This is a genomic window from Nocardiopsis alba (assembly GCF_000710955.1).
In the GTDB taxonomy this organism is placed as follows: domain Bacteria; phylum Actinomycetota; class Actinomycetes; order Streptosporangiales; family Streptosporangiaceae; genus Nocardiopsis; species Nocardiopsis alba.
In genome coordinates, this window is record NZ_BAZE01000005.1 from 92,429 (window position 1) to 108,562 (window position 16,134).

At 68.4% G+C, this 16,134-nt stretch carries 17 protein-coding genes; 9 read left to right on the plus strand and 8 right to left on the minus strand.

Annotation, left to right across the window (positions count from 1 at the left end; all coding sequences use genetic code 11):
* Nucleotides 1-118 precede the first annotated feature (118 nt).
* From TR33_RS11045 to TR33_RS11065, 5 genes are all read left to right on the plus strand, one after another.
* A complete protein-coding gene (locus tag TR33_RS11045; RefSeq protein WP_042283015.1) occupies nt 119-325 on the plus strand; it encodes a DUF6199 family natural product biosynthesis protein in 207 nt (68 codons plus the stop codon).
* Between the two features lie 180 nt (nt 326-505).
* Nucleotides 506-1,096 (plus strand): class I SAM-dependent methyltransferase, encoded by a 591-nt coding sequence (locus TR33_RS11050; RefSeq protein ID WP_014909797.1) that lies wholly within the window; start codon nt 506-508, stop codon nt 1,094-1,096.
* Nucleotides 1,097-1,201: 105 nt separating this feature from the next.
* Nucleotides 1,202-1,693 carry a GNAT family N-acetyltransferase gene (locus tag TR33_RS11055; RefSeq protein WP_014908933.1) on the plus strand — a complete coding sequence of 164 codons (492 nt, stop codon included), beginning with the start codon at nt 1,202-1,204 and terminating at the stop codon, nt 1,691-1,693.
* 125 nt (nt 1,694-1,818) lie between these two features.
* Nucleotides 1,819-2,244, plus strand: a complete 426-nt coding sequence (locus tag TR33_RS11060) for an ATP-binding protein (RefSeq protein WP_026124824.1) — start codon at nt 1,819-1,821, stop codon at nt 2,242-2,244.
* 41 nt (nt 2,245-2,285) lie between these two features.
* Entirely contained in the window at nt 2,286-3,044 is a 759-nt protein-coding gene (locus tag TR33_RS11065; protein ID WP_014909463.1) for an RNA polymerase sigma factor SigF, read from the plus strand.
* Nucleotides 3,045-3,087: 43 nt separating this feature from the next.
* On the opposite strand, the gene TR33_RS11070 is transcribed toward TR33_RS11065, so the two are convergent.
* Entirely contained in the window at nt 3,088-3,507 is a 420-nt protein-coding gene (locus TR33_RS11070) for a hypothetical protein (RefSeq protein ID WP_014910339.1), read from the minus strand.
* Between the two features lie 128 nt (nt 3,508-3,635).
* Between TR33_RS11070 and TR33_RS11075 the strand changes: the two genes are divergently transcribed.
* Both TR33_RS11075 and TR33_RS11080 read left to right on the plus strand, forming a co-directional pair.
* The gene (locus TR33_RS11075) at nt 3,636-4,568 is read left to right on the plus strand and encodes a diacylglycerol/lipid kinase family protein (protein ID WP_042283017.1); all 933 of its coding nucleotides are present in this window, start codon (nt 3,636-3,638) and stop codon (nt 4,566-4,568) included.
* 271 nt (nt 4,569-4,839) lie between these two features.
* Complete coding sequence (locus TR33_RS11080; RefSeq protein ID WP_014913036.1) at nt 4,840-5,100, plus strand: WhiB family transcriptional regulator; 261 nt, start codon at nt 4,840-4,842, stop codon at nt 5,098-5,100.
* 79 nt (nt 5,101-5,179) lie between these two features.
* On the opposite strand, the gene TR33_RS11085 is transcribed toward TR33_RS11080, so the two are convergent.
* Complete coding sequence (locus TR33_RS11085; protein WP_014913377.1) at nt 5,180-6,730, minus strand: sensor histidine kinase; 1,551 nt, start codon at nt 6,728-6,730, stop codon at nt 5,180-5,182.
* A 140-nt stretch (nt 6,731-6,870) separates the two neighbouring features.
* On the opposite strand from TR33_RS11085, the gene TR33_RS11090 reads away from it, so the two are divergent.
* Nucleotides 6,871-7,614, plus strand: a complete 744-nt coding sequence (locus TR33_RS11090; protein ID WP_026124822.1) for a GntR family transcriptional regulator — start codon at nt 6,871-6,873, stop codon at nt 7,612-7,614.
* Between the two features lie 47 nt (nt 7,615-7,661).
* On the opposite strand, the gene TR33_RS11095 is transcribed toward TR33_RS11090, so the two are convergent.
* From TR33_RS11095 to TR33_RS11110, 4 genes are all read right to left on the minus strand, one after another.
* Entirely contained in the window at nt 7,662-8,993 is a 1,332-nt protein-coding gene (locus TR33_RS11095) for an HD-GYP domain-containing protein (protein ID WP_017533552.1), read from the minus strand.
* Nucleotides 8,990-10,318: an HD-GYP domain-containing protein gene (locus tag TR33_RS11100; protein ID WP_026124821.1), complete on the minus strand. Its 1,329-nt coding sequence runs from the start codon at nt 10,316-10,318 to the stop codon at nt 8,990-8,992. Before TR33_RS11100 ends, TR33_RS11095 begins: the two co-directional genes overlap by 4 nt.
* A 784-nt stretch (nt 10,319-11,102) precedes the next feature.
* Nucleotides 11,103-11,414: a mycothiol system anti-sigma-R factor gene (gene rsrA, locus TR33_RS11105; RefSeq protein WP_014910737.1), complete on the minus strand. Its 312-nt coding sequence runs from the start codon at nt 11,412-11,414 to the stop codon at nt 11,103-11,105.
* On the minus strand, nt 11,411-12,085 hold the full coding sequence (locus TR33_RS11110) for a sigma-70 family RNA polymerase sigma factor (protein WP_014909874.1): 675 nt from the start codon (nt 12,083-12,085) through the stop codon (nt 11,411-11,413). Before TR33_RS11110 ends, rsrA begins: the two co-directional genes overlap by 4 nt.
* A 347-nt stretch (nt 12,086-12,432) precedes the next feature.
* Here TR33_RS11110 and TR33_RS11115 point away from each other — a divergent pair, with 347 nt between their 5' ends.
* Nucleotides 12,433-13,257 carry a class I SAM-dependent methyltransferase gene (locus TR33_RS11115; RefSeq protein ID WP_017533550.1) on the plus strand — a complete coding sequence of 275 codons (825 nt, stop codon included), beginning with the start codon at nt 12,433-12,435 and terminating at the stop codon, nt 13,255-13,257.
* 94 nt (nt 13,258-13,351) lie between these two features.
* Here TR33_RS11115 and thiC read toward each other — a convergent pair whose 3' ends face one another.
* On the minus strand, nt 13,352-15,019 hold the full coding sequence (gene thiC / locus TR33_RS11120; RefSeq protein ID WP_042283019.1) for a phosphomethylpyrimidine synthase ThiC: 1,668 nt from the start codon (nt 15,017-15,019) through the stop codon (nt 13,352-13,354).
* Between the two features lie 229 nt (nt 15,020-15,248).
* Nucleotides 15,249-16,100 carry an SOS response-associated peptidase gene (locus tag TR33_RS11125; protein ID WP_017533549.1) on the minus strand — a complete coding sequence of 284 codons (852 nt, stop codon included), beginning with the start codon at nt 16,098-16,100 and terminating at the stop codon, nt 15,249-15,251.
* Nucleotides 16,101-16,134 lie beyond the last annotated feature (34 nt).

Here is a 16,134-nt window from a genome sequence, read left to right on the forward strand (position 1 = left end):
TTCGATGTGCCCCGGATCACATACCCGGGCCGAAACCCCATAGCCTCGGACGGCGTCGACCAGTGACGAGGAGACTCCGAAGCGTTCGGAGTCGCGTCACCATCCCCCAAGGAGAAGCGTGGGTCCGCTCTACGTCCTCTTGGGCGTCATCGCCCTCTGGTACGTCATCGTGCTCATCGAGCCCCGGGTCGTCTGGTACGTACAGTCCTGGAAGTACCGGGACCCGGAGCAGAACGAGCCCAGCGACACCTACTTCGCCATGCATCGCCTGGGCGCGGTCGTGATGCTCATCCTCATCCCGGTCGGATGCGGCATGCTCACCTAGGCGGCGTGCTCCGGCATCCCTTCGCGTCCGCCGCCGGCGGGCGCCCTCGTGCCCGTCCGCGGGGCCGGAGCCCGGATCCTCGGACAACACTCGAACCCGCCCCCGATGACCTTGACCCGGGGGCCCCACGCCCCCCAGAGTCATTGCTCGGGGGCACGTCTACCGGTCCCGGGGAGAGACATGGACGCGCGTACGGAAAAGGCACGGCGGATCTGGGAGCACCGGGCCGGCCGCTACGACCTCGGTCGCCACTGCGAGCACGTGGCGATCAGGAACACCAGGGAGATCCTGTGCGGCGGGGCCCGCGGACACACCCTGGAGGTCGCCGTGGGGACCGGGCGGAACCTGGACTTCTACCCGCCCCAGGTCAGACTGGTCGGACTCGACCTGAGCCCGGCCATGCTCGCCAGGGCTCGGAACCGGGCCGAACGGCTGGAACGCCCGATCGCCCTCGTCGAGGCCGACGCCCGACGGCTCCCCTTCGCCGACCGCTCCTTCGAGACCGTGGTGTGCACGCTCTCCCTGTGCACGATCCCCGACCAGGAGGGCTCCCTGAGGGAGATGCGCCGCGTCCTGGTCCCGGGGGGCCGTCTGCTTCTGGTGGACCACATCGAGTACACCCGGATGCCGTTGCTGCTGCGCGAACGCAGGAGCGAACACCCCCGCAGGCTGCCGCGCGAGGTCGCCGAGGAGGTCGGCTTCCAGGTGGGCCACCACGACCGGGTCTTCTTCGGCCTGGTGGAACGGGTGGTGGCGCACCGCCCGCACTGAGCCCGTGAGGGCGCGGCCCGTGGATCCCCATGCTCCACGGGCCCTCCGGGCGGCGCATACCCTGGAAAGGTCCACCCGACCCCGACCCGTCTCCGAGGTGGTCCGATGATCCGCCCCGCCCGTCCCGACGACGTTCCCGACATCCACCGGATGATCGGCGAGCTCGCCGAGTACGAGAAGGAACCCGACGCGGTCGTGGCCACGGAGGAGGATCTGCGCACCGCCCTGTTCGGTCCGGAGCCCGCGGTGTTCGCCCACGTGGCCGAGCACACCGGGGAGGACGGCGTCACGGTCACGGCCGGGTTCGCCCTGTGGTTCCTCACCTACTCCACCTGGACCGGCAGGCACGGGATCCACCTGGAGGACCTGTACGTGCGGCCCGAACTACGGGGCCACGGACACGGCGGGGACCTGCTCCGGAACCTGGCCCGCATCTGTGTGGAGCGCGGCCTCACCCGGCTGGAGTGGTCGGTGCTCGACTGGAACACACCCGCCATCCGCTTCTACGAGTCGTTGGGCTCCATCCCGATGGACGAGTGGACGGTCCGTCGCCTGGACGGCGACGCGCTGGTCTCCCTGGGCTCGGTTCGGGCCTGAGGCCGGCCATTCGTCTCGTGTTCGGGCGTTCTCGGACGGACACGATCTTCGTTCCCTGCGGCGGTGGCAGGGTGAAACGAGATACATTGCTCTCAAGCGGCAACCTCGCCCCCCGAAGGAGGGACGTGACCGAAGAAACCGCTGTGCCCATGGCCGACGCCACCGGAGTACGCGACGCCGTCACCGTCAACATGCCCGCCGACAGCGCCTACCTGTCGGTGTTGCGGACGGCGACGGCGGGTCTGGCCGCCCGGCTCGACTTCACCCTCGACGAGATCGAGGATCTGAGGATCGGTGTCGACGAGGCCTGCGCGATGCTCCTCTCCCAGGCTCTGCCCGGCACAGAACTGACCACGGAGTTCGAACTCACCCCCGACGGGATGCGCATCTCCGTCTCGGTGCTGACCGCCGACGGGCGTCTTCCGGCCCGCGACACCTTCGCCTGGACCGTCCTGTCGGCCCTGGCCGGGGACGTCGACTCGGGGGTCGCCTCGGACGATCGCGTCTACATCGTCCTGTACAAACGCCGCGGCACGCTGGAGCCGGCGTGAGCGAAAGGGGGCCCGCTCTGACAGCGAAGACCGAGCACGCGGTGCCCGATCGGGCACGCGCGAGAGAGTTGTTCGAGCGCCTTAACGAGCTCGACGCGGACTCGGCCGAACGCCGCAGGATCCGCGACGAGCTGGTGGAGCTCCATCTGCCCTTGGTGGAGTACCTGGCCCGACGGTTCCGCAACCGAGGCGAGTGGCTGGACGATCTCACCCAGGTGGCCACGATCGGACTGATCAAGTCCATCGACCGGTTCGACCTGGAGCGAGGGGTGGAGTTCTCCACCTACGCGACCCCGACGATCGTCGGCGAGATCAAACGCCACTTCCGTGACAAGGGATGGGCGGTACGGGTTCCCCGCCGCCTCCAAGAGCTGAAGCTGTCGCTGACCAAGGCCGTCAGCGATCTGTCTCAGCGGGAGGGGCGCTCCCCCACCGTCGCCGAGCTGGCCCAGCACCTTCAGATGACCGAGGAGGAGGTGCTGGAGGGCCTGGAGTCCGCCAACGCCTACTCGACGGTCTCGTTGGACGCTCCCGACAGCGGTGACGAGGACGCCCCCGCGGTGGCCGACTCGCTGGGGATCGTCGACGAGTCCTTGGAGGGGGTGGAGTACCGGGAGTCCCTCAAGCCCCTGCTGGAGCAGTTGCCGCCGAGGGAGAAGCGGATCCTGCTACTGCGCTTCTTCGGCAACATGACCCAGTCCCAGATCGCGCAGGAGCTCGGCATCTCCCAGATGCACGTCTCGCGCCTGCTGGCACGGACCCTGGCACAACTGCGACAGGCGCTGACCACCGACGACTAGGAAGTGTGCTCTCCGGGCCGCGCGGGGCCCGTGGGAGAACCCGCTAGGAGCTACGACCGCGGTGCTGCCGACGTCCGGACGACTCGTCGGGGAACAGCGCCGCGGTCGTGGACGGAGCGAGGACGGCGGCCGCGGCCACGATGGCCGTGCCGAGCATGACCGCTCCGATCACGTACTGATCGCTCGTGAACATGTAGTAGGACACCACGGCCATGAACAGCTGGGTGACCACGACCGGTGTCCTGGCCCATTCGCGCAATTGCAGCAGGCCGCGCGCGACGTGGATCAGCAGAACGCCCACGCCCACACCGATCACGGTCAGCGGAAGGGCCGAGGAGGCCACGTCCGAGGCCTGCCCGGTGAAGGCGGTGTACAGGCTGTAGAGTCCGGCGAGCGCCGCGACCAGCCCGATCAGGGCCTCCAGCGCGGCGGCGACGATGATGGTGATGGGACGCGAAGACACCTGACGAGCCTATACGCGCTCCGTCCCCTCCTCTCCCGGGCCCCGGCCCACCCCGCCCTCGATGCGCGAATGTGTCCCATATCACCCCGAAGCGCGAGGACGTTCCCACCTACCTCTAGACTGGCCGGGTGCGCGCCCTCTTCATCGTGAACCCCAAAGCGACCACGACCACCGACCGCACCCGCGAGGTGATCCTGGACGCGCTGGCGTCGGAGCTGGACGTCACCACCGTCGAGACCGCCTACCGCGACCATGCTCGCGAACTGGCGCGCGAGGCCTCGTCCCGCGGCTACGAGCTCGTCCTGAGCCTGGGCGGCGACGGCACCGTCAACGAGGTCGTCAACGGCCTCCTGAGCGCCCCGAAGGACCTGCCCCGCCCCCGCTACGCGGTCATCCCCGGGGGCAGCGCCAACGTGTTCATCCGCTCGTTGGGCGTCTCCGGAGACCCGGTCGAGGCCACCGGCCAGATCCTGGGAGCGATCCGCGCCGGCCGTGAACGCGAGGTCAATCTGGGCCGGATCACCGGCGACCAGGACGACCGCTACTTCACGTTCTGTGCCGGATTCGGCTGGGACGCCGACGTCGTGCAGCAGGTGGAGCATGAGCGGGAGAACGGCCGGAAGGCCACACCCGCCCTGTACGCGGAGGTCGCGGTAAAGCTGTTCTTCGGCGGGGATATCCGCGATCCGTCACTTACCGTGTCCACCGGCGGAAGGTCCCTGGACGAGGTCTATTTCGCTCTGGTCACCAACACCACGCCGTGGACCTACGCCGGGGCACTCCCTCTTCAGCCGACCCCGTCCTCCCGTTTCGAGCTGGGCCTGGACGCTTTCGCGCTGACCCGCTCCTCCTACTGGCTGACCGGCTGGGTCCTTTCCCAAATGTTCCTGCCCAAAGGGCTTCCCGCACGTGGCGACGGCTACGTGACCTGGCACGATCGTGACTCTCTGCGGGTCACCTCGAACCACCCGAGGGCCTTCCAAATCGATGGTGAATACCTGGGAGAGCGTGAAGAGGTCAACTTCCACTCGGTACCGAAGGCATTACGAATCTTCTGTTAATTACCGAGAAAAGAGCCATTCACGGCGACTGTGACACACCCGACACGTCGAACAGGACCTTCGGCCTCGGGAACTCTTGCGTGCCCTCCGTGATGCTGTCACGCTCAAGATATCGCCGCGAGTTACGGGCGAGTTAATTTGGGCGCTTCCCGCATGGCCGCGGGGTGAAACCTCGACCCCCGACGTGCGGACCCCTCCGGTGGGGCCCTTCCACCGGGTGCCCTTGCACAGCGATCGTGAAAAGCTTCACAACCTGTGAGGAGTGGACCGCATGGACTGGCGCCATGACGCAGCCTGCCGTGACGAAGACCCCGAACTCTTCTTCCCCATCGGCGCCCACGGACCCGCACTGATCCAGATCGAAGAGGCCAAGGCCGTCTGCGGGCGCTGTCCGGTCAGCTCCGCGTGTCTGCGCTGGGCCCTGGAGAGCGGTCAGGACGGTGGCGTCTGGGGCGGCACCTCCGAGGAGGAGCGGCGTCGCATGAAGCGTCGCGGCGGCCTCACCACGCGACCGATGGTCCGCACTTCCTAGAACCGTCCCACTCGGGACACACGAAGCCGACGTTCCCCCCGGCGCGAGGGGGAACGGCTCCACTCCCTCGGACGACCCCCTACCCGTAGGGGACCTCGCCCTCCTCGTGCTCCAGCGGCAGGCTGATCGCGACCTCCGTGCCGCCGCCCTCCTTCGGTTCGATCGCCAGGGTGCCGCCCAGCTCCCCCACGATCAGGGTCCGCACGATCTGCAACCCCAGACTCGTGGTCCCCTCCAGATCGAAGTCCTCCGGAAGCCCCCCGCCGTCATCGGAGACGGCCAGTTCCAAGGTGCTCGGCACCTCGGACCCCGGCTCGGAGTCGAAGCGCCGCACCCGCACCTCGATCTCCCCCGGCCCCTGGCCCAGACCGTGCTCGACCGCGTTCTGCACCAGCTCCGCCAGGACCATCGACAACGGCGTCGCCACCAGGGCGTTCAGCAGGCCGAAACCACCGTTCCGGCGCGGGATCGCCGCCTTCCCCGTGGAAGAGACCTCCGCGGCCATCTGCATGACCCGGTCCGCGATGTCGTCGAAGTCGACGACCTCGTCCGGTGTGTGCGAGAGCATCTCGTGCACGATCGCGATCGACCCCACACGGCCCACCGCCTCGTCCAGGGCGGCGCGCGCCTCCGGCACGTCCAGACGACGGGACTGAAGCCTCAGGAGCGCCGCCACGGTCTGGAGGTTGTTCTTCACCCGGTGGTGGATCTCCCGGATGGTGGCGTCCTTGGTCATCAGCTCGCGCTCACGCCGCCGTAGTTCGGTGACGTCCCGGACCATCACCAGGGCCCCGATCCGCACCCCGTCGATGACCAGGGGGATCGCTCGCAACTGGACCGTGACCCCGCGCGCCTCGACCTCGGCCTCCTGAGGGGCCCGGCCGCTGGCCGTGTAGGTCAGGTTCTCGTCACGGGCCTCGCCCGGCGCCGCGAGCTCCAGGGTGGTCCGGTCCAGGCGCGCCCCGACCAGATCGGCGGCCAGACCCAGACGTCGGTACGCCGACAGCGCGTTGGGGCTGGCGTAGACCACCTCGCCGTTCTGGTCCAGCCGCAGCAGACCGTCGCCCACCCTCGGGGAGCGCACCATGAGCGGTCCCTGGTCGCTGAAGGGGAAGGCGCCCTCCGCGATCATCTGCGCCAGGTCGCCCGCGCTCTGGAGATAGGTGAGTTCCAGGCGGCTGGGGGTGCGGGCCGAACTCAGGTTGGTGCTGCGCTGGATGACCGCGATGAGGTTGCCCTGGCGGCGGACCGGAATGGTCTCCTCCCGCACGGGTACCCCGCCCGACCAGTCCGGGTCTCCGTCCCGGCAGATCCGCCCCTCGCTCCAGGCCCGGTCGATCAGGGCGCGACGGCCGACCACCCTGGCCCCCGAGCGGGAGGTGACATCGGCCATGTCGTCCCGTAGGACGGTCTCGACCAGGTCGTCCTGAAAGGCGGTCGGACCGGTGGTGGGCCGCATCTGCGCGGTGGCGACCCAGCCGTCGTCGTCACGGAGACGCACCCACAACACCAGGTCGGCGAAGGAGAGGTCGGCCAGAAGCTGCCAATCGGAGACAAGGGAGTGGATCCACTCCAGGTCCGCCTGTTTGAGTGACGTATGACGGCGAATGAGGTCGCTGAGGTGAGGCACTCACAAATCATCCCACGAAGCGGTGCATACTCAAGGGATACGCACTCGACCAGTGGTCCACACCAATCGGGGGCCGAAGGGCCGACCGCCGGCCGCTGACGGGCCGGGTGTGTGAGAGCGTGACGCCGCGAAGGAGACTGATGACTGGTCAGCGCACAACACTGGACGGCAACCCTCGTGTGCCCAAGTACTACCAGGTCAAGAAGCAGCTGCTGGAGCTGATCGACGCCATGCCCGCGGGCAACCCGGTTCCGCCGGAGCGCGCCCTGGCCACCCAGTTCGGCACCTCGCGCACCACCGTGCGCCAGGCCCTGACCGAGATGGTCGTCGAGGGGCGCCTGCTGCGTATCCAGGGCAAGGGCACGTTCGTCGCCAAGCCGAAGGTCGCGCAGATCCTCCAGCTGACCAGCTACACGCAGGAGATGCGCGCCCACGGCCTGCACCCCGCCACCCGCATCCTGGACGTCAGCTACATCAACGCCGACGACCAGCTGGCCGAGCTGCTCGCGATCCGTTCGGGCGGCCGTGTGCTGCGGATCGAACGTCTCCGTCTGGCCAACGGCGAGCCGATGGCCGTGGAGACCGCCCACCTGGCCGCCCGACGCTTCCCGGGCCTACGGCGCCAGCTCGACCGCTACGCCTCGCTCTACGAGGCGTTGGCGAGCGCCTACGACGTCTCCCTCGCCGAGGCCGAGGCCTCCATCGAGACGGTCCTGGCGACGCCGAACGAGGCACGTCTGCTCGGTGTCGACGTGGGTCTGCCACTGGTGCTGCACTGCCAGCACAGCTTCGACGGCGACGGACATCCCGTGGAATGGGTCCGCTCGCTCTACCGGGGCGACCGGTACAAGTTCGTCACCCGCCTGCGTCCCCCCACGGACTGACCCCGTTCCCCGACCGCCCGGGCCCTTCCCCGGGCCGCGGGGCGGTCTCAGGAGCGGTTCAGGATGCCGGCCAGGGCCTCCACCACACGCGGGTCGTACTCGCTGTCGGTGTCCATGCGCAACCGTTCCAGGACGGCGGTGCGGCGCTCGGCGTCGCCGCTGTCCCCCACCAGGTCGTCGAAGGCGTTGGCGACCTTGATGATGCGACTGCCCAGGGGCGGCACCCCCTCGTCGCCGTCGCCGGCCAGCGGCTCGCACTGACGTCGGACCAGTTCGGCGACGTTGTCCAGCACCCCGGTCTCCCGAATGATCGCCGACCCCAGCTCGGCGATCCGACGCTGTTCGCGCGGGGAGGCCAGCACGGTCGCCCCGCCCGCGATGGGCTCGCGCAGGGAGAGCTGACCGATGTCGTGCATGAGCGTCGCGTACTCCAGCTCCAGCAGTTCGCGCTCGGACAGCCCCAGTTCACAGGCGATCCCGTGGGCGAGCCGGCTCACTCTCCGGGAATGGCCGTTCTCGACGTAGCCGCCGACCTCGGTGACCCGGGACAGCGCCCGCACCGTCTCCAGGTAGGTGCGGCGCACCTCGGCGTGCCGACGGAAGGCGACCTGGGACACCAGGAGCGGGGCGCTGAACACCAGCAGACCGACCAGGCCGGTGACGGTGCAGGCCAGAGCGATGAGCACGCCGCTGGAGGAGATCGCGACACCGGTGGCGAACTGTGCCCGGGCCTCGTCCCGGCCGGCCACCCACAGGCGGGTGCGCAGGCGTTCGGCCCGCAGCACCGCGGAGACGGCCACGTCCACCAGCCAGGCCAGCGCCACCAGCACCGTCATGAGCAGGGTGACGAGGATCGAGGGCTCGGTGAGGGACAGGTACTCGGCCAGAGGCCGGAAGGAGGCCGCGAGCAGCAGGGCGACGAGCACCCTCCGAGCGGCGTCCTCCACCCTGGGCGTGCGCCCCACGGCCACGTGCGGCAGTTCGCCCAGAGCCACTCCCAGGGCGACCACGGCCACGACCTGGCCTACGCCGTGCTCGACCGGATCGCCGCCCACGCTGAGCAGGAACGCGTAGGCGATCGCCCCGGCCAGGGCGATCGGGGCCGATTCGCGGTTGCCGGGCAGGGTGATCCTGACCAGCTCGCCGCAGGCGATGACCAGGCAGAAGGCCAGCGCGACCGAGGGGTCGACGACCCCGTCGGAGGCCGTGCCCACCAACCCCACCAGCCCGGCGAAGCCCACACCGGACACCAGCATCGCCCGCAGGGGGCGGGAGGTCTGCCAGAACGGAACGTTCCTCCGGTGGTTCAGGACCCCGCCCTCGGGGCCCTCGCTCTGCACGTCCGAAGGCGCGCGTTCGTCCGACCGCCGCGTCATCACCGGTCCTGACCGCCCGTTCCCGCTCCGGCCGAGGTGGACTCGGCGACCGTCACCGCTCCGCCGGAGCCCTTCGCGGGCACGGCGTCCGCGCCCTGTTCGGGAGAGCCGTAACAGCCGCCCGGCGGTTCGGCGATGTCCGGGGTCTGCCATCCCTCGCGGGAGACGGCCCGGACCAACGCCTCCACCATCCTCGGGTCGAACTGGGTCCCGGCGCAACGTCGGAGTTCGGCGATCGCCTCCTCCACCGACCAGGCCTTGCGGTAGGACCGCGTGGAGGTCAGACAGTCGAAGACGTCGGCGACGCTGATGATGCGGGCGGACTCGGGGATCTCCATCCCCACCAGCCCCATCGGGTATCCACGTCCGTCCAGACGCTCGTGGTGGTGGCGGATGCCGGCGAGGGCCTCGTCGAGGAAACGGATCTCGCGGACGATCTCGTAGCCACGGGTCGGGTGGAGCTTGATCGCCGCGTACTCGTCCTCGGTGAGCTTCCCGGTCTTCTGGATCACCTTGGTGGGCACACCGAGCTTGCCGATGTCGTGGAGCATGCCGGCGTAGCGGATCTTCTGCACGCGTTCGGCGGACATGCCCAGTTCCGCGGCGATCATGGCCGAACCCTCGGCCACGCGCATGCAGTGCCCGCGCGTGTAGTAGTCCTTGGTCTCCACCGCCTGGCACAGGGTGGCCAGGGTGGCCTCGTGCGCCCGCACCTCGGCGGTCTGTTGGCCGAAGGTCCAGCGTGCGATGAACAGCGGCAGCAGCACCAGGAGCGGCGCGACGACCCCGACCGCGCCCCAGACCGCGGCGATCGCCAGGCCCAGCATCTGGTAGCCGATGGAGGTGACCTCCAGCGCGATCAGCGGACGCCAGCGTCGCGGCCGTGAACCGGCCGTACGGGCCACTCCGAGGCACCACATGAGGATGCCGATGAGCACCGAGTTGAACAGCGTGTGCGCGAGGACCGCGGCGACGTAGGGCGTGACGATGCCGGGGAAGTCCGACTGTCCCGGTACGCCGACGGTGCCGCCGAGGGCGAGATAGACGTGTCCGGCCGCGTACGCCGCGAGCGCGAACTGGGCTCCGTTGAAGGCCCGTTTGACCAGGCCCTGCCTGCGCAGCACCAGACAGGAGGAGAACCCGACCACCGCCGCCCCGACCGGGCCGACCAGAACGATCGCGGCCAGCGAGACCGCCGAGCTCGGCGATATCCCGGCCTCCTCCACGTCGACGAGGACGTGTGTGCTTATCGACTCCGCGACGACGAAGAGAACCGCGATGAGCACCAGGGTCCCCAGGTCGATACCCGTGTAAGGCCCCACGAGCACGATGGTGACGGCACTGACAACGATGATTCCGACGTAGACACGCGCGCCCCCTGGAAGAGCCCGCACCCCCGTTCACCCCCCACCGACGACGACCGGACTGTCATGATTTCACCGGTTCTGTTCTACCACCAGGACCACCCGGCAAAAGTGGAAGTCGAAAAATCCCCGTACGACTTCGGCACGCTCCCGTCGAGGAACACGGCCGCCCCCTCCCCATGGCGACGCCCCGCTCATCCCCCGAGTACGCCGCGCAAATTACCCCATTCGTTGGATAAGGCGTCCAGTTTAACGGGCCACAACACCACCATGATTACTCACAACCCGAACCGGGCTCATGATCGCGCCCCACTGAGGTGTGCATTTCCGGACTACGGAATTACTAATTCAATTAACAAACCTAAGTAACTACCGAGAGTAACTGTGAACCTTTTTCACACTATAGGGGACACGCCTGCCCACCGGCGTTCTCAACCCCGACCGAAGCGGATCCGACCAGGCATGATCACACATCGTGATGACATGAAACAAGTCGAACGACCTTCAAGGAAATTCATTCCGACTAGGTCACGACACGAAAGAGAGGAGCACCATCGGGCGTGTCGAGCACCACAGGAAGGACCGCGAAGAGGCCGCGTGACCAAAACCCTGAAACCCAAGGGAAACACCATGACACGGAACCACACAAGCCCACAAAAGTGACACATGCCAGCAGAACCCCACAATTGGCTTCAGGGAACAAAAAAGGCGAAGGCTGGAATTCCAGCCTTCGCCCCGGCGTGGGACCCTAGACGGATGTTTCCGGGGTGTCCTCCCGGGCCTCACGGGCCAAGTGCTCCTCACGTGCCGCCGCCAGCCGACCGAGGATCCTGGTCCTCAGCTCCGGCGGGGCCGTGTCACAGCCACAGTGCTTGGCGACGAGCTTCTTCACGGCCTCCTCCAGGCCGTACTCGTCCAGGCACGGACCGCACCCGTCCAGGTGTCTGCGCACCTCATCGCAGTTGGACTCCTCGAGCTCACCATCGATATAGGTGTAGAGCTTGTCGAGCACCTCACTGCACGGGGTGTCCGATTCCGCTTTGTCGTGGCCGCCGCTCATCGCAGATCTCCTCGATCCGATCCGGTCGCCTGTCCCCGCCCAGCGGCGGAAGTTCCCGTGGCGACCGCCCCGGCGGCCTCGGCCGCACGCGTCGCCGGGAGGAAACCGCGGTCCACCGCGTACTCCTCCAAATGGGAACGGAGCTGCCGCCGTCCTCTGTGCAGACGCGACATGACCGTCCCGATGGGGGTCCCCATGATCTCGGCGACCTCCTTGTACGCGAACCCCTCGACGTCGGCGAGGTAGACCGCGATCCGGAAGTCCTCCGGCAACTCCTGTAGGGCGCGCTTGACGTCGCTGTCGGGGAGGTGTTCGAGCGCCTCGGCCTCGGCCGACTTCAGCCCGGCGGCCGTGTGCGACGCGGCCTGGGCGAGCTGCCAGTCCTCGACGTCCTCGGTACCCGCCTGCTTCGGTTCCCGCTGCTTCTTGCGGTAGGAGTTGATGAAGGTGTTGGTGAGGATGCGGTACAACCACGCCTTGAGGTTGGTCCCCGCCTTGAACTGGTGGAAGGAACCGAACGCCTTGGCGAAGGTCTCCTGAACGAGATCCTCCGCGTCCGCGGGGTTGCGGGTCATGCGCAGTGCCGCCGAGTAGAGCTGGTCGAGGTAGGGGAGCACATCCCTCTCGAACCGCTCGTCCCGTTCCTCGGCTGTCTCCTGGCTCTGTTCCAAGCCCTTCGGCCTCCTTGCGCTGGTCCCGGCTTGGGCTTCCATATCCCAACGATACGGTCCCACGACCTGGACCCGCGCGTCGACGCGGCCCCGCGTCGACACCGCTTCCTCACGCTCAAGGCACGCGCCGGCTGTCGGCATGATCTCGTGACCCTCCACTTCCGTCAGCGGACGCCTCCGGGTTCCGCTCCCCGGACGGTGTCGTTGTCAACAACGATCCCTCCGCGCTGATTCCGGATCCGGCGGGGACCAAGGGCCCGAAGTTCGTCGATCGGCCGATTGGCCTCGTCGTCGAAGGTGAGGCATGGCAGAGTGCGGGTAGGACCCTTTGAAGGATTGGGAGAGGAGTGCACGTGCGATCGTCCTCGACTCCGGCCTCCGATCACCCTCGATCACCCGCCGCCCAGTTCGCCACCACCGACCGTCTGTCGGATTACTGGCGCTTCTACTGGGCGGTGGCCGAGGCTCAGATCGGTCGTTGGCTGCCGACCACCCCGTCCCGGCTGCTCGACCTGTCCGGTCCGGACTTCCAGGGGACCCCACGCGCCGTTGCCGCCGGGCACGACGTGGTCACCCTGCTGCCCTCCGTGGACGCCGCCGTGCGACGCCCCCTCACCCTGGTGAACGGCCGGGCCGTGGTGCCCCCGCGCCCCTCCCGCCGAGGCCGCCTGCGTCACGTGGTCGGCGACTCGGCCCTCCTTCGTTCCTTCGCCGACGCCTCCTTCGACGGGGTGATCGCCGACAACCGGGTGCTCTCGCGCCACCTGGCCACGGAGGCCTCCATGGCCGAGGTCGCCCGTGTCCTGCGGCCGGGCGGTCGCGCCCTGTTCTGCGTCGACTCGGTGGTGCTGGGCATGGCCCTGCTGGCCGAACAGGACTACTGGCCCGAGCTCAGCCACGCCCCCAGCGCCGACGTACTCCTGGTCCCCTGGCCGGACGGCTCCATCACCCGCTGTTTCACCGCCGAGCAGCTCACCGAGATGGTCGCCGAGGCCGGACTGGAGCTGGAGTGGGTCAAGCCGCGGACGGTGCTGTCGGCCTCGACCGTGGAGATGATGCTGGACCGCGATCCGCGTTCGATGAGCCGGCTGGTCGAGATGGAACTGCACGCGGCCGAGTCCGACGACTACGTCGGCGTCCACCTGATCGCCAGCGTGGTCAAACGCGGCTGAGACGCTCGAGCATCCGCACGCGCACACGCCCTCTCGTCGAAGCCGTCGGGCCCGCCGCTCCTGCTGAGAACGGCGGGCCCGAGGGCGTGCTCTCCTAGTCGGCCAGCGGCAGGTAGACGCGGTTGCCCTGTTCGGCGAACTCCGCGGACTTGTCGGCCATGCCCTTCTCGATGGCCTCGACCGTGTCCAGACCGTTCTCCTCGGCGTACCTGCGCACGTCCTGGGAGATCTTCATCGAGCAGAACTTGGGACCGCACATGGAGCAGAAGTGCGCGGTCTTGGCGGGTTCGGCGGGCAGGGTCTCGTCATGGAAGGCCTGGGCCGTCTCGGGGTCCAGCGACAGGTGGAACTGGTCCTTCCAGCGGAACTCGAAGCGCGCCTTGGACAGCTCGTCGTCCCACTCCTGCGCCTTGGGGTGCCCCTTGGCGACGTCGGCGGCGTGGGCGGCCAGCTTGTAGGTGATCACACCGGTCTTGACGTCGTCGCGGTCGGGCAGACCGAGGTGCTCCTTGGGGGTGACGTAGCAGAGCATCGCGGTGCCGTGCCAACCGATCTGGGCGGCGCCGATCGCGGAGGTGATGTGGTCGTAGCCGGGGGCGACGTCGGTGGCCAGGGGGCCGAGCGTGTAGAACGGCGCCTCGCCGCACAGCTCCTCCTCCAGGCGCACGTTCTCCTCGATCTTGTCCATCGGCACGTGGCCGGGGCCCTCGATCATCACCTGCACGTCGTGGGCGCGGGCGATGTGGGTGAGCTCGCCGAGGGTCCGCAGCTCGGCGAACTGGGCCTCGTCGTTGGCGTCGGCGATGGATCCGGGGCGCAGACCGTCACCGAGCGAGAAGGTGATGTCGTACCGCCGGAAGATCTCGCAGAGCTCCTCGTAATGGGTGTAGAGGAAGCTCTCCTTGTGGTGGGCCAGGCACCAGGCGGCCATGATCGAGCCGCCGCGCGAGACGATGCCGGTGACGCGACGGGCGGCCAGCGGCACGTAGCGCAGCAGGACGCCGGCGTGGACGGTCATGTAGTCCACTCCCTGCTCGGCCTGTTCGATGACCGTGTCCCGGTAGATCTCCCAGCTCAGCCGGGTGGGGTCGCCGTCGACCTTCTCCAGCGCCTGGTAGATGGGGACGGTGCCGATCGGCACCGGGGAGTTGCGGATGATGCGTTCGCGGGTCTCGTGGATACGCTTTCCGGTGGACAGGTCCATCACGGTGTCGGCGCCCCAGCGGGTGGCCCAGACCATCTTCTCCACCTCCTCCGGCACCGAGGAGGTGACGGCGGAGTTGCCGATGTTGGCGTTGATCTTGACCAGGAACCGCTTGCCGATGATGGTCGGCTCGGACTCGGGGTGGTTGCGGTTGACCGGGATGACCGCCCGGCCGATCGCGATCTCCTCCCGGACGAACTCGGGGTCGACGCCCTCGCGGGCGGCCACGAAGCGCATCTCGGGGGTGATGATCCCGGCCTTGGCGTAGGCGGCCTGGGTGACCGCGCCGCCGACGGGTTCCAGGGCCCAGTCCTCACGGGTGCGGGGAAGGCCCCGGTGGACGTCGATGTCGGCGTTGTCGTCGGTGTACGGGCCTGAGGTGTCGTACAGGTCGAAGTGGCTGCCGTTGGTGAGTTCCACCCGCCGCGCGGGGACGCGGAGCGTGCGACCGGAGGGGTCTTCGAGCTCGCTGTACACCTTGTGAGATCCCATGATGGGACCAGTCGTTACCTGGTGCACGTCGGCGGTGGGGGTTACGCGGCCGTCGATAGCCGTCATGGCATGCCTTCCTACGTCGGAATTACCCGAACAGGTTCTGCGGTCGGCGACACCGTCGAGTCGCCCTCTCAGCCCGCCATGGCGCGAGCTCCCGCGTGTGCGTATTCAGATGTGCGCACGTCGAACGTGCGTGGGGACACCACGATCGGGGTGTCCGGGCCGGGAACTCCGTCCTCGGCCTCGCACACCATACACAGGCCATGCCCCGACCTGTCCAGGGTTCACCGGGTCAGAAAAGTGTCTCCGGTTCGTCACCCTCGGTGTCGGAGACGGGTTCCAACAGGTCGGGGCGGTTGTTCTTGATGCTGTTGACGTCGGTGGAGACCTCGTCGACGTCGAAGCGGTCCACCGGCGTCCGGTCCATCAGATGGGTCAGCTCGTCGAGACCGGTGGAGGGATCGAGCCAGGAGGCCCACCCGTCGGAGGGGACGATGATCGGCATGCGCTCGTGGATGTGGGCCAGCTCGGGCGCGGCCTCTGTGGTGATCACCGCGCACGACCAGACCCAGGCCCCGGGGTCGTTCTCGTCGACCTCGGGGTCGCGCCAGCGTTCGAAGATCCCGGCCAGGGCGAGCGGTTCCTCCTGGTGGTAGTGGATCGAGAAGGGTTTCTTGGCCGCCTTGGCCTTGCGCTTACGGTGCTGGGGATCGGTCGCGGGCGAGGTGCTCGCCTCGGCGGTGCCGTCCTTGTTGAGCAACTGCCACTCGTAGTAGGCGTCGGCCGGAAGCAGACAGCGGCGGTGCCGGAACGCGGAGCGGAAGGCCGGCTTCTCGGCGACGGTCTCGCTGCGGGCGTTGATCATCCGGTAGCCGATGTTGCGGTCCTTGGCCCAGGAGGGGATCAGTCCCCAGCGCAGGGTGTGCAGGGAGCGCGGGCCCGGCTCCGCCTCTCCCGACCCCTGCGGAGGCGGGCCGAAGACGGCCTGGACCGGGCGTCCCGGGGAGATGTTGTAGTCCGGGTCGAGCTCCTCCAGTGGTGGCCAGGCGCGCGGGTCGGCCTCCTCCCCCACCGCCTGTTCGGGCAGGCCGAAGGCGAGTTGGAGCTGGTGCACGTTCCTGGACTGGGCATAGCGACCGCACATGTGTCCGATTCTACGCCCCTGCCCCACACCGGTC

Bases quoted from the DNA above. Each gene is read 5' to 3' on its own strand.
- TR33_RS11050 (WP_014909797.1), top strand. From the start codon at position 506: ATGGACGCGCGTACGGAAAAGGCACGGCGGATCTGGGAGCACCGGGCC.
- TR33_RS11055 (WP_014908933.1), top strand. From the start codon at position 1,202: ATGATCCGCCCCGCCCGTCCCGACGACGTTCCCGACATCCACCGGATG.
- TR33_RS11080 (WP_014913036.1), top strand. From the start codon at position 4,840: ATGGACTGGCGCCATGACGCAGCCTGCCGTGACGAAGACCCCGAACTC.
- TR33_RS11090 (WP_026124822.1), top strand. From the start codon at position 6,871: ATGACTGGTCAGCGCACAACACTGGACGGCAACCCTCGTGTGCCCAAG.
- rsrA (WP_014910737.1), bottom strand. From the start codon at position 11,414: ATGAGCGGCGGCCACGACAAAGCGGAATCGGACACCCCGTGCAGTGAG.
- thiC (WP_042283019.1), bottom strand. From the start codon at position 15,019: ATGACGGCTATCGACGGCCGCGTAACCCCCACCGCCGACGTGCACCAG.
- TR33_RS11125 (WP_017533549.1), bottom strand. From the start codon at position 16,100: ATGTGCGGTCGCTATGCCCAGTCCAGGAACGTGCACCAGCTCCAACTC.